Annotated in this window: 13 protein-coding genes and 1 tRNA gene; 3 read left to right on the top strand and 11 right to left on the bottom strand. The window is 30.4% G+C overall.

Annotation, left to right across the window (positions count from 1 at the left end; all coding sequences use genetic code 11):
• Positions 1-54: 54 nt before the first annotated feature.
• Genes AC27L2_RS01625 through AC27L2_RS01615 form a run of 3 tightly spaced genes read right to left on the bottom strand, consistent with a single transcriptional unit; the run spans position 55 to position 5,426 of the window.
• Positions 55-3,318, bottom strand: coding sequence for a S41 family peptidase (locus AC27L2_RS01625; protein ID WP_487209910.1), 3,264 nt, complete (start codon positions 3,316-3,318; stop codon positions 55-57).
• A 26-nt stretch (positions 3,319-3,344) separates the two neighbouring features.
• The gene (locus tag AC27L2_RS01620) at positions 3,345-4,688 is read right to left on the bottom strand and encodes an alanine/glycine:cation symporter family protein (RefSeq protein ID WP_487210083.1); all 1,344 of its coding nucleotides are present in this window, start codon (positions 4,686-4,688) and stop codon (positions 3,345-3,347) included.
• 12 nt (positions 4,689-4,700) lie between these two features.
• Entirely contained in the window at positions 4,701-5,426 is a 726-nt protein-coding gene (locus AC27L2_RS01615) for an esterase family protein (protein WP_487209909.1), read from the bottom strand.
• 142 nt (positions 5,427-5,568) lie between these two features.
• On the opposite strand from AC27L2_RS01615, the gene AC27L2_RS01610 reads away from it, so the two are divergent.
• From AC27L2_RS01610 to AC27L2_RS01600, 3 genes are all read left to right on the top strand, one after another.
• Positions 5,569-5,642: transfer RNA gene (locus AC27L2_RS01610), tRNA-Arg, on the top strand.
• Positions 5,643-5,724: 82 nt separating this feature from the next.
• The gene (gene tadA / locus AC27L2_RS01605) at positions 5,725-6,195 is read left to right on the top strand and encodes a tRNA adenosine(34) deaminase TadA (RefSeq protein WP_487209908.1); all 471 of its coding nucleotides are present in this window, start codon (positions 5,725-5,727) and stop codon (positions 6,193-6,195) included.
• 74 nt (positions 6,196-6,269) lie between these two features.
• Positions 6,270-6,917, top strand: coding sequence for an adenylate kinase (locus tag AC27L2_RS01600; protein ID WP_487209907.1), 648 nt, complete (start codon positions 6,270-6,272; stop codon positions 6,915-6,917).
• Here the strand turns inward: AC27L2_RS01600 and ftsE are convergent.
• From ftsE to AC27L2_RS01560, 8 genes are all read right to left on the bottom strand, one after another.
• A complete protein-coding gene (ftsE, locus tag AC27L2_RS01595; protein WP_487209906.1) occupies positions 6,914-7,585 on the bottom strand; it encodes a cell division ATP-binding protein FtsE in 672 nt (223 codons plus the stop codon). The genes AC27L2_RS01600 and ftsE overlap by 4 nt on opposite strands.
• Positions 7,586-8,311 (bottom strand): class I SAM-dependent DNA methyltransferase, encoded by a 726-nt coding sequence (locus AC27L2_RS01590; RefSeq protein ID WP_487209905.1) that lies wholly within the window; start codon positions 8,309-8,311, stop codon positions 7,586-7,588. It lies immediately after the preceding gene.
• Positions 8,308-9,285 carry a 4-hydroxythreonine-4-phosphate dehydrogenase PdxA gene (pdxA, locus tag AC27L2_RS01585; protein ID WP_487209904.1) on the bottom strand — a complete coding sequence of 326 codons (978 nt, stop codon included), beginning with the start codon at positions 9,283-9,285 and terminating at the stop codon, positions 8,308-8,310. The genes AC27L2_RS01590 and pdxA overlap by 4 nt, the downstream gene beginning before the upstream one ends.
• Position 9,286: 1 nt before the next feature.
• A complete protein-coding gene (locus AC27L2_RS01580; RefSeq protein WP_487209903.1) occupies positions 9,287-10,510 on the bottom strand; it encodes a GWxTD domain-containing protein in 1,224 nt (407 codons plus the stop codon).
• A 55-nt stretch (positions 10,511-10,565) separates the two neighbouring features.
• On the bottom strand, positions 10,566-11,813 hold the full coding sequence (gene rho / locus AC27L2_RS01575; protein WP_487209902.1) for a transcription termination factor Rho: 1,248 nt from the start codon (positions 11,811-11,813) through the stop codon (positions 10,566-10,568).
• Positions 11,814-11,984: 171 nt separating this feature from the next.
• Entirely contained in the window at positions 11,985-13,235 is a 1,251-nt protein-coding gene (locus AC27L2_RS01570) for a bifunctional folylpolyglutamate synthase/dihydrofolate synthase (protein ID WP_487209901.1), read from the bottom strand.
• Positions 13,225-14,142, bottom strand: a complete 918-nt coding sequence (locus AC27L2_RS01565) for a dihydroorotate dehydrogenase (RefSeq protein ID WP_487210082.1) — start codon at positions 14,140-14,142, stop codon at positions 13,225-13,227. Before AC27L2_RS01565 ends, AC27L2_RS01570 begins: the two co-directional genes overlap by 11 nt.
• Before the next feature lie 38 nt (positions 14,143-14,180).
• Positions 14,181-14,939: a dihydroorotate dehydrogenase electron transfer subunit gene (locus AC27L2_RS01560; RefSeq protein ID WP_487209900.1), complete on the bottom strand. Its 759-nt coding sequence runs from the start codon at positions 14,937-14,939 to the stop codon at positions 14,181-14,183.
• Between the last annotated feature and the right edge of the window lie 62 nt (positions 14,940-15,001).

Genomic DNA, 15,001 nt, shown 5'->3' with positions numbered 1-15,001 from the left:
AAATTAATTTTATATATAATTATTCGCAAGCCTGTATAAATATTTTCTCCAATTTTATTTGCTTTTATCTGGATAAGGAGGAGGCGGTGCAATTTTAGGTGGATTATTTTTTAATTCTTCTAATATAACTTCAATAGCTTTATTTAATTGTTGGTCAATACCTTCATATTCAAGTGCAGGGTCGTTATCTACTTCAATGTCAGGTTCGACTCCATAGCCTTCCATAATCCATTCTTTGCCTTCAATATCGTAACGAGAAAATTCTGGTTTATTGAGATAACCACCATCAAGCAGCGGTAAGGTTCCTCTTATTCCAACAACTCCACCCCAAGAACGCTTGCCGATTAATTTACCAAGTTTAGCCTGCCTGAATCGATATGGGAAAATATCTCCATCAGATGCTGAATATTCATCCAACAATAATACTTTTGGCCCGTAATGAGTTCCTGTTGGGTCAACATTAGGTTTTGTATTTCGGGCTATGGTTATCATTTGTAATTTTCTATTAAGTCTTTCCAGAATCATTGGTGAAACATTTCCACCACCATTTCCTCTGTCATCAATTATTAATGCTTCTTTTTTTAATTGTGGATAGTAAAGTTTAGCAAATTGATTTAATCCTCTTATGCCCATATCTGGAATGTGAATATATCCAACTCTTCCATTCGTTGCTTTATTAACTTTTTCAATATTGTTTTGAACCCAGTTGTAATAGTATAAAGGTTGTTCATCATCAATTGGGATTACAACAGTTTCATGGCTTCCTTCAATTTTAGGTGATGAATTTATAGTCAATGTAACTTGTTTATTTGCTGTATTGATTAATGATTCGTAAATATTATTCATCTGGTTTGTAAATTTCCCGTTAACAGCAATTATATAGTCTCCTTCATTAACATTAACGCCAATTTCAGTCAATGGTGAACGAAGATTTTTATCCCAATTTTGTCCTTTCAATATTTTTTTGATTTTATAGAATTTAGTTGCATCATCTCTTTCCAGTTCGGCACCGAGCAAACCTAATTTAATTCTTTCAGGTTTAGGATAATCTCCGCCTCCAACATAAGTATGTCCTATATTCAATTCTCCTATCATTTCTCCAATAATATAAGTTAAATCAGCTCTGTGATTGACATAATCAACAAGGGGTTCATAATTTTTCTTTACTTTTTCCCAATCTACTCCATGCATATTTGGGTCAAAAAAGAAGTCACGCATTTGTCTCCAGCATTCATTATATATTTGATGCCATTCGGCATATTTATCAAGATTCATTTTTAAATCTTCAAGTGACAATTTTTCTTTTAATTCAAGTTTTGCTTGTGGTAGGTCAATTATGTAAAATGAATTTTGACTGCTTACAATCATTTTTTTTCTATCAGCAGAAATTTCAAAACCATCAGCTTCACCAAGTTCAGTTTCAGCTTTCTTTTCGAAATCATACATAACAAGTTTTGCTTTACGGTCTGATGAACCTCTTTTCATGTAATAAATTTTATTATTAGCCGAAGTCAATCCAAAATATGTTGAACCTTCTGGAGTTACTTCTGCAATTCTATCTTTTATTCCATCAAAATCAATTTTGATTTCATTTGGCTTGCTTTCCTTTTTTTCTTTATCTCCTTCTTTTACATTTTGATTTTCAGATTTAATTGAAACCTCATCACTCTTAGGTTCAAATGGTGATTTTGTATCTTTAGTTAATGTTACCAGATAAATTTTTGCCATATCTGTGTAGATATGATTGAATTCTGTCTGCCCATATTTTGGATTAAATGTTCTTTCAGAAATGAAATACAAATATTTTCCATCATCACTAAATTCTGGACCGTAAGAATCATACCATCCATCAGTAACTTCATAAGACTTTTTTTCATCAAGTGAATAAATATAAATTTTTGTAAAAGCTCTATCTTCGGGTTTTGCATAAGCAATCCATTTGCTGTCTGGAGACCAGGCAAAACTCGTTATTTCCCATGCATCGGATTTGTCAACCAGTGTTACTTTTTTTGTTTCAATATCAACATAGAATAATCTTTGCAATCTATCGTTCCAAAGAATTTTTTTGCTGTCTGGCGACCATTTAATTTCATATTTATAATTATTGCTGTTGAAAGTAAGTTGTATAGATTCTCCTTTCCCATCTTGAGGTATGATATAAATTTCATCTTCCCCTGTTTTATCTGAGATTAATGCAATCCATTTGCCATCTGGCGACCATTTTGAATTTCGTTCATGAACTCCAGATGTATTTGTGAGATTTCTTGTAGGACCATTTTTAGCAGGGACAGTAAATATTTCACCTCTTGCACCAAATAAAGCTCGTTTGCCGTCAGGTGATATTTCATAATTTGTAATATTTTTGCTTACATCAATTAATCCTCCTCTTCCTGAATAAAAATCTTCATTTAAATAAATTGTAATCTTTTCTGCTTTTTGAGTTTTCAAATCAAATTTATAAATGTAACCTCCGTATTCAAATACAATTGCATTATCTCCAAGTGAAGGGAATTTTATATCAAATTGTGTGAAGTTTGTTAATTTTTTTGTTTCTTTAGTTTGAATGTTATATGAATACAAATTGAATCTGCCATCTCTATCAGAAATGAAATAGATTAAATTTCCATACCACATTGGAATAATATCTTGAGCAGGATTATTTGTAATGTTAATTGTTTTTTTAGTTTTGAAATTGTAAATCCAGATTTCGTCTGCTTGTCCTCCTCGATATCTTTTCCATGTTCTAAATTCTCGAAAAACTCGATTGTAAGCCAATTCAGATTTATCTGGTGAAAATGAACAAAAGCCGCCTCTTGGCAGAGGCAGTTGTTTGGAAAGTCCACCATTAATAGAAACTTCGTAAAGTTGTCCCTTAAAATCATTAAACTCTTTCCATCTTGAACGATATATAATTGTTTCATTGTCTTTCCAGCACATCACAATATTATTTGGTCCCATTCTGTCTGACACATCATCTCTGTTTAATGTAGCAGTAATTGTTAATCTTTTTGGTATTCCTCCTTCTGAAGGCATTAAATAGACTTCTGTATTTCCATCATATTGAGCTGTGAAAGCCAAATATTTTCCATCAGGAGAAAATCTTGGAAACATTTCATAACCAATATCATTTGTTAATTTTCGAGCAATTCCACCTTTAGCATCAACTGAATACAAATCGCCTGCATAAGTAAAAACAATTTTATCACCATGAATAGTTGGGAAACGAAGTAATCGAGCTTCGTTTTGTGCAGACATTAAATTAGTGATGAATGCAAGCAGAAAAATTCCTGATATTAAAATCAAAGATTTTTTGTTCATAGTAGAACCTCAATTAATTTATATGATTAATATTCTTCCATGTCAATATTTCCATTCCACAAATATTTTCTTGTTTCATTAACAATAATTTTATTAAGAAAGATAAGAGAAATTAAATTTGGAATTGCCATCAAAGCATTTGTGATATCAGCAAACGACCAGACTATATTCAAAGTCATAACACTTCCAATAAAAACGAATATAACCCAAAGCCACCGATAAGTTTTAATTAGCATTGAACCAAAAAGATATTCAATTGCTTTTTCTCCATAATATGACCATCCAAGAATTGTTGAGAATACAAAAGTCAACAGTCCAACTGTCAATAAAATTGGACCAATTACAGGAATATCAGAAAATGCTTGTTTGGTAAGTACAGCTCCATCATATCCTTTCATCCATTCGTATGAATTAACAATAACAAGACCTGTAAATGCACAAACTACAACTGTATCCCAGAAAGTGCCGGTTGAAGAAACGAGAGCTTGCCTTACAGGATTTTTTGTTTGAGCTGCAGCAGCAACAATTGGAGCACTTCCAAGACCTGACTCGTTCGAAAACAATCCTCTTGCAATTCCAAATCTTATTGTCTCTTTAATTCCTGCGCCAATGAAACCTCCAATAACAGCATGACCAGTAAATGCACTTTTTATAATTAAATAAATTGATTGAGGAATTGTTTGATAATTAATAACTAATAAAATCACACAGCCAACTATGTAAAAGAGAGCCATAAAAGGAACTAATCTTTCACAGACTTTTGCAATTGATTTAATTCCTCCAATTATCACAATTGCTGTTAATAAAGCTAAAATTATTCCTGTTATCCATGAAGGGACATTAAATACATCAAGAACTAAGTGTGAAATAGAATTTGCCTGAACCATATTTCCAATTCCAAAAGCAGTAATGGAAGTCAATGCAGCAAATAGAACTGCGAGAAATTTATTGTTCATTCCTCTTTCAAGAACATACATTGGACCGCCAGCCATCAATCCATTTTCCGTGGTTATTCTATATTTTACAGATAAAAGAGCTTCTGAATATTTTGTAGCAATTCCAAAAACTCCTGTAAGCCACATCCATAAAACAGCCCCAGGTCCGCCAGAAGCAATAGCAGTTGATACTCCTACAATATTTCCCGTGCCTATTGTTGCAGCAAGTGCAGTAGTAACAGCTCCAAATTGGCTTATATCTCCCTTACCCTCTTTATTTTTTGAGAATGATATTTTTATTGCTGTCCCTAAATATTTTTGAATGAACTTTAGTTTTACGGTAAGAAATAAGTGAGTTCCAAAAAGCAAAATTAAAAGTGGCAATCCCCAGACAAAATTGTTTACCTGATTTAAGAAGTTTTCAAGGGTTTGCATATCTACCATATTTTATGATTCAATTATTTTTGAAATATAATCAGGGAAAATATTTTTCCATAACTGCCAATCATGACCGTAAGATGGGTAAATATCTAAATGATGTTGAATATTTTTTGACGATAAAATCTCGCTCATCTTTTTATTTTCTTGAACTGCTAAATCCCATTCTCCAACTGCTAAAAAGATTTTCATTGATTTAATTTTATCGAGATACCATTCATCTTCGAGGTTGGGCATGTAATCGAATGGATTGTTGAAGTAACAATTATCGTCATAATAACCAAAAATAAATTGTTTGATATCAAAAAATCCTCCAAGTGAAATTATTGAATTTACAACATTGGGATGACGAAAAGCTAAATTCAATGCATGATAAGCTCCAAAGCTGCAGCCTACGATTCCAACAAATTTTTTTTCTGTTTCGTACTTTGCAAATTCAATCACTTCATTCAAAATTGTTTTTTCATATATGATATGTTTTTTAACTCTTTCTGATGGATGAATTTCAAAATTATACCAGCTTTCAAAATCAATTGAATCGGGGCAATAAATTTTTACTTTGTCTTGGTTAAGGAAATTTTCAACTGTTGAAATCAATCCTGCATCTTTGCAATCATAAAATCTTCCTTTTTCAGGCGGGAATAAAATTATTGGGTAACCAGATGTGCCAAATACAAGCATTTCTAAATCTCGGTTCAAAAATTGTGAGTGCCATTTGTGATAAAATTCTTTCATTAAATTGTTCATAATTTTTTAACAAAGTTAAATAATAATAAATAATGTTGCAGGTAATTTTTTGGAAAAAATCATAAACAAAGATATTTTTGGGTAAAGATATTTTTAATTGATTAGCAATTAGTTCTTAAAAATAATTTATGCGCCCGTAGCTCAATTGGATAGAGCAGCAGACTTCGGATCTGCCGGTTGAGGGTTCGAGTCCTTCCGGGCGTACAAATTTTTTTATGGTTGTGTACGTTCTTCACAAAACATTCAATGAAAATCTTCTTAATATTATTCAACAAAGATTAATTTTATGCTATTCCCAGAACATGTTTATAAATTTATGTACTCCGCACTTCAGGAAGCAGAAAGAGCTTTCGAAGAAAATGAAATTCCAATTGGGGCAGTAATTGTATATCAGGATAAAATAATTGCACGCGGTTATAATCAAACTGAAAAATTAAAAGACCCTACAGCTCATGCCGAAATGATTGCAATTACAGCAGCTTCAAATTATCTTCAAAGCTGGAGATTAAATGAATGTGATTTATATGTTACTGCGGAACCTTGTGTAATGTGTACAGGTGCTATTCTGCTTTCAAGAATTAAGAATATTTATTTTGGTGCCTATGAACCAAAATTTGGTGCTTGTGGTTCTGTGTTTAATATTATTGAAAGTAATAAATACAATCATAAACCCAATATTTTTTCAGGAATTTATGCTGAAGAATCAAAAGCGTTGTTAGAAAAATTTTTCTCTCGTAAAAGAGCTTCGGAAATTTAATTTCCAATTTTTGTCTATCAAGGCATTTCTATTTATTTTTGCGTTCAAAATTTTAAAACAAATTTAGAATGGTTATGCAGATAATAATATTTGGTGCCCCTGGAGTGGGAAAAGGAACCCAAGCCAAAATTTTAGCTTCAAAATTAAATTTGGCTCATATATCTACTGGAGATATTCTTCGCGATGCAATCAAAAATGAAACTGAGTTAGGCTTAAAAGCAAAAGAAATTGTTCAAAGTGGTGGACTTGTTCCAGATGAAATTGTTGGTGGAATTGTTAAGGAAACATTAAAAGAAGAAAGATGCAAAAATGGTTTTATTCTTGATGGATTCCCAAGAACAATTAATCAAGCAGAAATTTTAAGCAAAATTTTATCTGAATTGAATAATGAAAAATTATATTTAATCAAATTAGATGCAGATGATACAGTAATAATTAACAGATTAAGCAATCGACTCGTCTGCAGTCAATGCGGGAATATTCTCAATAAAGACGAAGTAACTGAGAATTTTAAATGTCCTTCATGCGGCGCTGTTAATAGTTACATCAAAAGAAAGGATGATGATGAAGAGGTCATAAAAAAGAGACTGCAGGTATATCACGAAACAACATCACCTGTATTTGATTATTACAAAGATAAAGCATTCATCATTGAAGTAGATGGAACTCAGTCAATTGAAAATGTTACCAATGATATTCTAAAAAAATTAAATATGAATTAATCTTTCTTTTTTAAGAAAACTTTTATTGCTTTACCATCTTCGAGCTTTATAATTTTTGTATCAAAAGAACGAATAAGTTCATAATTGTGTGTGGCAAATATTACTGAGGTTCCGCGTGAATTAATCTTTTTAAGAATAGATAATATTTCATCTGCAGTTTCAGGGTCCAGATTGCCTGTTGGTTCATCTGCTAATATTAAAAAAGGTTCATTTATAATTGCCCGGGCAATTGCGACCCTTTGTTTTTCGCCACCAGAAAGTTCATGAGGCATATTAGTTTGTTTATGAGCTAAACCAACCTCTGAAAGTGCATAAAATATTTTTTTCTTTATTTCTCTTTTTGGTGTTCCTATCACTTGAAGAACAAATGCGAGATTATCATACACATTTCTGTCTGTTAATAACTGAAAATCTTGAAATATAATTCCAATCTTTCTTCTTAAATATGGAATTTCTTTTGGAGTAATTGATTCAGATGAATATTCACCAACTTGGACATAACCAGATTGTGGAAAGCAGTCCATATAAATCATTTTAAGTAAAGTAGTTTTGCCTACTCCGCTTTTCCCAATAAGAAAGACAAATTCACCTTGCTGAACTTCAAGGTTCAAATCGTAAAATACTGGCTGATTGTTATAACTAAACTGAACGTGATTAAATATCAACATTTATTTTTTCTTTTTTAATATGAATTGCGCTCTTTCAGATTCTGCATTTGCATTATTAAATGTAAATGCTTCATAACAATTCATCACATAAAAATTAGATTTATCTATTATTCTGAAATATTCATCAAACTCATAAATTTTTTGTTTATGAATTTCTCTTACTTTGCTTCCATCTTTAAGTGTAATATCAAATATGTTGTAATGTATTCTTTTTTCTTTATCATATTTACTTTTTTGAATGTAATGAATTCCTTCAAAATTGCCTTTTCTGTTCAGATATTTTTGGTATCTGATACTGTTGTTTTCAAGGCTAACGTCAAAAGTAAAAATCCCGTCATCTGTTAAAGATGAGTCAACTGAGTTAAGCAGTTTTAATATTTTTTCTTTTGATGTAAGATAATTAATACTATCAAAAGTTGAAAAAACAAAGTTAAATTTCTTTTTGAATGGCAATGAAGTCATATCACAAACTACACGATGAATTTTATCTTCTTCAAACTGCATTAACATTGATAGTGAAGAATCGGTGGCTACATAAAAGTTAAAAACATTTTTCAATTTTTTTGCAATATTTCCTGTTCCGCAAGCAAGTTCAAGCGCAATTATATTTTTTGATTTTAATTCACTGGAGATTTTGATTATATAATCTGCCCAACTGTCATAATCAATAGAGCGCATCAGATGAGAATAAATTGATGCAAGATGAGAATAAATTTTATCACTCATTTCTTCATTCTTTTGCGGATTATTAATTCAGCCCATTTTACTGCTTCAATCATACTGGAAGGATTTGCAATTCCATAACCTGCTATATCAAAAGCAGTTCCATGGTCAGGAGATGTTCTTACAATTGGTAATCCTGCAGTATAATTTACACCAAAATTAAAATTCATCATTTTAAATGGAATGAGAACTTGATCATGATACATTCCAAGAACTGCATCATAACTTTCATATTTATGAAGACCAAAAAATGCATCCGGCACAAATGGTCCTTCAACATTTTTTCTGCTGTAACTTTTAATAACTGGTTTTATAATTTCTAATTCTTCGTCGCCAATTAATCCTTCTTCGCCTGCATGAGGATTCAAGCCAAGAACAGCAATCTTAGGATTTTCTTTCCCTAAATCATTTTTGAGTGCGTTGTATAAAATCTCAATTGACTGCCTTAATTTTTTTTGTGTAATCAATTTTGAAACTTTTTTTATTGGATGATGAATTGTTACTAAGCCGCAAATCATTTTGTCTGATAAAAAAGTCATCATAAAATTTTTTGTTCTTGTAAATTTAGCAAACAATTCTGTGTGACCAGGAAAATTTATCTTCGCAAGATTAAATGAGAGTTTGGAAATTGGAGCAGTAATTATTCCATCGACTTTTTTAGCTTTTACAAAATTCAAAGCTTCGTTTATTGATTTAAACGCTGCTTTCCCGGAATTAGATGTTGGCTTCCCCAAAGTTTGTTTGAAATTGCCTATATCAAAAATTACTACTTTTTTGTTTTCGCTTATATTTTCTTTGTTAGTAATCTCAAATTCAAATTCTGGTTTTATTATTTCAGTTGTTTTTTCAAAGACATTCTTTGGTATAAAAACAATTATTTTTTTTTCTGAAAATGATGTAATTGTATTTATAGTTTTGATTATAATTTCAGGACCAATGCCATTAATGTCGCCGCATGTAAAAGCAAGTTTAATCATATTATTCTTCCAGCATATAATTTCCTAAACCGCTGTTATCAACAAATGTAAATTGCCTGTTAATATTTTTATAAATCCAAATCTCAATAACTTTATTGTCAGAATAATTTCGAAATATTTCATCAGGTTGACCATACTTAATATAAATTTTACCTCTGTCTGTTTTAGCTCCAAATTTGTATGATAATGTGCTGAAATTTTCATTTGCATAATCAACTCTTCGATAGAATTCATTCATAAGTTCGTTGAATTGATATTTTCTATCAAGATATTTTTTATCCCAGTAATTTATAAGTGCATCATACAAATTACCTTTTGAGTTTTGGATAATTTTATCAACAACATTTTTATTTTCAATCATATTTAGAATTTCAACAGCAAATTCGAGATTAGCAAGCGACTTTGGTTTATTAATCCATACAACTTGTAAATTGAATTCAGCTTTTTTATTTGAGTCAGTTATAATTAATCTGGCTGAACCCTCATGTAATTTATAACTAAAATCATCAATAACAAAATATCGATTTGGAAAATCATCTTGAGATTCATTAATTCCAATAAAATTATTGCATTCAACTACTGAAATATTTTTTATATCAAATTTTGATACTTCTTTTTCAAATAAAATTTTATTGTTCTGCTCTATTTTAACATTAAGAGATTTTATGGAAGTATCTTGTACTGGAATTAAAAGCAAATAGTCAGAACTTGCAAATGGAATTGAATTGCCGAAGTTTGTCAACTTGAAAAGTAAAGAATCGGAACATTTTTGTTTGAGTTCTTCAATAACTATTGGGGCATAAATTTTTTCTTTGATAAAATCTTTCAAATTAATTTTTACAGAGTCAAGAATAATTTCATTATTTGTATTGACAAGATTTAAGATTGGTAAAATTGTGTAGCTGTCTTTTTCGATATTGAAAAAAGTAAAACCTTCTAAATAATTTTCATTTGATTTGGTATCATTATAATTTTCAACAAATACATTTTTCGATACCGTTTTCCGATTAATGATTTTGTCTTTTTCAAATAAATTAAACTCAATTTCTAATCCAGAAAAAAATTTTTCTTCTTTTTTTACAAAAACAAGATTTGAATACGGAATTTTATAAGAAATAAAAATCAGAAAACTATTTTTTGAAGGCAGAATATTTTTTTCGAGATGAATAAAATTTTTATTCACAGGTTCTACATTTTGAGATAGAACCTGTGAATGAAATGTCATAAATGAAATTAGTAAGCAGAAGGAAAATGATTTTATAAAAAAATTCATGATTGGATTAACTATTCATACTCTGCAGAAACTCTTTGTTGTTTTTTGTTCCTTTCATCTTATCGAGCAAGAATTCCATTGCTTCTGTAGGATCCATATCAGAAAGAATTTTTCTAAGTATCCATACTTTATTCAATTCATCTTCTTTGAGTAGAAGTTCTTCTTTTCTTGTTCCTGATTTATTTATGTCAATAGCTGGGAATATTCTTTTATCTGCAAGATTTCTATCAAGCACTAATTCCATATTTCCAGTTCCTTTGAATTCTTCGAATATAACTTCATCCATTCTGCTTCCAGTATCAATTAATGCAGTAGCAATTATAGTTAAACTGCCACCGTCTTCTGTATTTCTTGCAGAACCAAAAAATCTTTTTGGTTTATGAAGTGCATTTGCATCAACACCACCTGAAAGGATACGACCACTGTGAGGAATTACAGTATTGTGTGCACGAGCTAATCTTGTGATACTATCGAGAAGAATAACAACATCATCTCCAGCTTCAACCATTCTTTTAGCTTTTTCGATTACCATATTTGCAACCTGAACATGACGTTCAGCAGGTTCATCAAATGTTGAACTTATAACTTCAGCCTGAACAGACCTTTGCATATCAGTAACTTCTTCAGGTCTTTCATCTATTAAAAGCATTATAATTTTTACTTCGGGATGATTTCTTGTAATTGAGTTTGCAATTTTTTGGAGAAGAATTGTTTTTCCAGCCTTTGGAGGTGATACAATCAAACCTCTTTGACCTTTACCAATTGGTGCTATTAAGTCAACAATACGCATTGAATATTCACCTGGGGCAGATTCTAATTTTAATCTTTTTGTAGGATAAATTGGTGTGAGGTTATCAAATAATGTTCTCTCTCTTATAGCTTCAGGGTCTTTTCCATTAACAGCTTCTACTCTGAGCAAAGCAAAGAATCTTTCTCCTTCTTTTGGAGGACGCACCTGCCCGCTTACAAAATCGCCCGTTCTTAAACTGAACCTTTTTATTTGTGATGGCGAAACATAAATATCATCAGGTGAAGGCAGATAATTATAATCTGCAGACCTTAGAAATCCATAACCGTCAGGCAGGACTTCAAGAACACCTTTTGAAAATGTTAAACCATCTTTTTGAGATTGGGCTTCTAAGATTTTGAAGATTAGTTCTTGCTTTCTCAGGTCGCTGTAACCTGTTAGCCCAAATTCTTTTGCAATCTTGTAAAGATCAACGATTTTTTTTGATTGTAATTCTGATATGTCCATTGGCATGATTAACTCTTCCTACAAATTGTGATTAAATAACTCGATATTTATTTTTATTAAAATGGGGATCAATTGACACTTGATCTTATGGATTAATTATTAAATAACGCAGAAGTTTTTCTGAGGTTCACTGGAAAATTATATTTCTTAATTCTCATTGTCAAGCATTTCCTAATTTATTTTTGATTTTATTTTTCCTAATAGATACATGCTTCCAAGAACAACAAGACATTTATCATTAGATTCATTAAAAAATTTTTTCACATAGTCTTCTGGAGTCTCCAAAGGAATTACATTAATATTAATTTTATTTGCTATCATTTTAATTTCATCAATAGTTGCTGCTCGTTCATTTTCTACTGATGTAACATAAATATCATCAAAATATGGTACTAACAATTTCAGCATCTCTTCTATATTTTTATCTTTCATCGCTCCGAAGATTAAATCTCTTTTTGAGTATGAATAATAATCTTTAACAAATTCTTCGAGAAATATTTTTATTCCTTCTGGATTATGCGCTGAATCAAAAATTATATCTGGCTTATTATTAACAATTTCATATCTTCCTTGAATTCCGGAATTCATAATAACATTTTTAATTCCTGAATTAATTTTGAAATAATCATCTAAGTTTAGAACAACATCTAAAGATTTTATTGCTAATGAACAATTTAATAATTGATGATAACCTTTTAATGGAGTTTTATAGAGATGATAGTTTTTGTTCTTTAATAAAACCTCAATAAAATCTTTTTCTTTAACTACAAAATTATCGAAAGGATAATAGTCACACTTTAGCTCCAATGCTCTTGATTGAACGACATTTTCTGCTTCTTTTGGCATAAAGCCGCTTATCACAATTGTTTCTGGTTTTATTATTCCTGCTTTTTCGAATGCAATTTTTTCTAATGTATCGCCAAGAATATTTGTATGTTCTAAACTTATTGATGTAATAATAGATGCTAATGGTGTTATAACATTCGTTGCATCAAGTCTGCCTCCGAGCCCAGTTTCAATAACTGCATAATCTACTTTATTATCATAAAAATATTGAAATGCCATAGCAGTAGTAATTTCGAAAAAAGTAGGTTCTTCTTTTTCAATTATCTTTTCTATTGAATTATAAAATGAACAGATGAAATCATCATCAATTTCTTTTCCATTAATTCTTATTCTTTCATTAAATTTTATAAAATGCGGTGAAGTATAAAGACCAACTTTAAATCCTGATTCTTTCAAAATACTTGCAATAAAGGATGCCGTGCTTCCCTTTCCATTTGAACCTGCAATATGAAAATATTTTAATTTTTTATGTGGATTCCCAATGTAATCTAATAATTTTTCAATGCGTTCTAATCCAAGTTTAACATGAAATTGACGCATTGAATAAAGTTTTTGGAGAATAGTTTCAATGTTCATTTAAAATATAGGAAGCAGTTAATTCTGATATTTTTGAAATAGACATTTTTTCACAATAGGTTTTTATGCCATCTAAAATTTCCAGTGCTGCAAATGGATTAATAAAATTTACTGTTCCAAGCTGAACAGCTGAAGCACCAACAATCATAAATTCAACTGCATCTTTCCAGTTCATTATTCCACCTATTCCAATTATTGGAATATCAACATTGCGGCTTATTTCTAAAACCTTTGCAAGTGCTATTGGTTTGATTGCAGGGCCTGATAAACCACCAGTAATATTTTTAATTTTGGGTTTGCGTGTCCATATATTGAATGAAGTTCCAACAAGTGTATTGATTGCCGAGACAGCGTCTCCTCCATTTTCTTTTACTACTTTTGCAAAATCTGAAATCCTTGAAACATTAGGAGACAATTTTATGATTACTGTTTTATTTGTTACTGATTTCACTTTTTCAGTTATTCTTGCAACTGCATCTAAATTGTTTCCAAATTCAAGACCGCCTTCCTTTACATTTGGACACGAAACATTAATTTCAAATGCAGCTATTGATTCTTCCTCATTTAATACTTTTGTGCATTCAACATATTCTTCTATTGAACTTGCTGCGATATTACAAATTATTGTTGTGTTTAATTTTTTCAGGAAAGGAATTTTTTCTTTTATAAATGCTTCAAGACCTACATTTGCAAGACCAATTGCATTAAGCATGCCTGATGGAGTTTCACAAATTCTTTGTGGTGGATTTCCTTTTCTTGGTTTTAATGAAATCGATTTTGTAATTATTCCACCAATTTTACTTAAATCAATGAATTGAGAAATTTCATTTCCATAACCTACTGTGCCAGATGCAAGTAAAATTGGATTCTTTAATTTAAGCTTACCTATCTGAACTGTTAAATCTATTTCCATTTATTCGAGAATTTTTTTTCAAAAAGTTATTATTAAACAATAATCATATCGGCATTAAAAATTGGACCATCTTTACAAACTAAGTAGTAACCATCACCATTTGATTTTTCTATTGGGCAGCCCTGACAAATTCCAAAGCCGCATGCCATTGCACATTCAACTGAAAGTTGACAATCATAATTTTTTTCAAGTGCAATTTTTTGAAGTGATTTTAACATTGGAGTTGGTCCGCATGCAAATATTCTAAAATTTTTTGTTAAGAAATTTTTAATCTCATTATTAAATAAATCAACAACATTTCCATGAAATCCTTCAGAACCGTCGTCTGTTGCAGTATAAATATTTTTGAGATTGTATTTAATTAAATGTTCGCTTGTTCTTCCGCCGATGAAACATTTTACATCAATATTATTCGGCAAATTTTTAACAAGAAATGGGAAAGGTGCAATTCCAATTCCGCCACCAATGATAATTGCAAGTTCATAATTGCCTTCAAGATTAAAACCATTTCCAAGTGGTCCTAAAATATCAAGCACATCATCAGGTTTTTTAGAAGCTAAAATTTTAGTTCCTTCACCGTGAATATCAAAAGCAAATATCAAATAGTCGTTTTCAACATCACAAATGCTGAATGGTCTTCTTAACAAAGGAAAATTTGTGTCAGAAACTTTTATATTACAAAATTGACCAGGCTTAATTTCTCTTGCAATTAAAGGTGAATGAACTTTTATTAAATGATAATTATTGGAAATCTTACTTAATGATATAACACGAGCTTTTTCAATTACCAAGAAATATTCTCAAATTTTTGTGAGCAAATTTAATGATGATGAAACAAATGACAAAATTCTAT

It is taken from the genome of Rosettibacter sp. KY25 (assembly GCF_057554405.1).
Note: the sequence above shows the minus strand (reverse complement) of the source record. Positions and strands in the feature narration are given on the sequence as shown.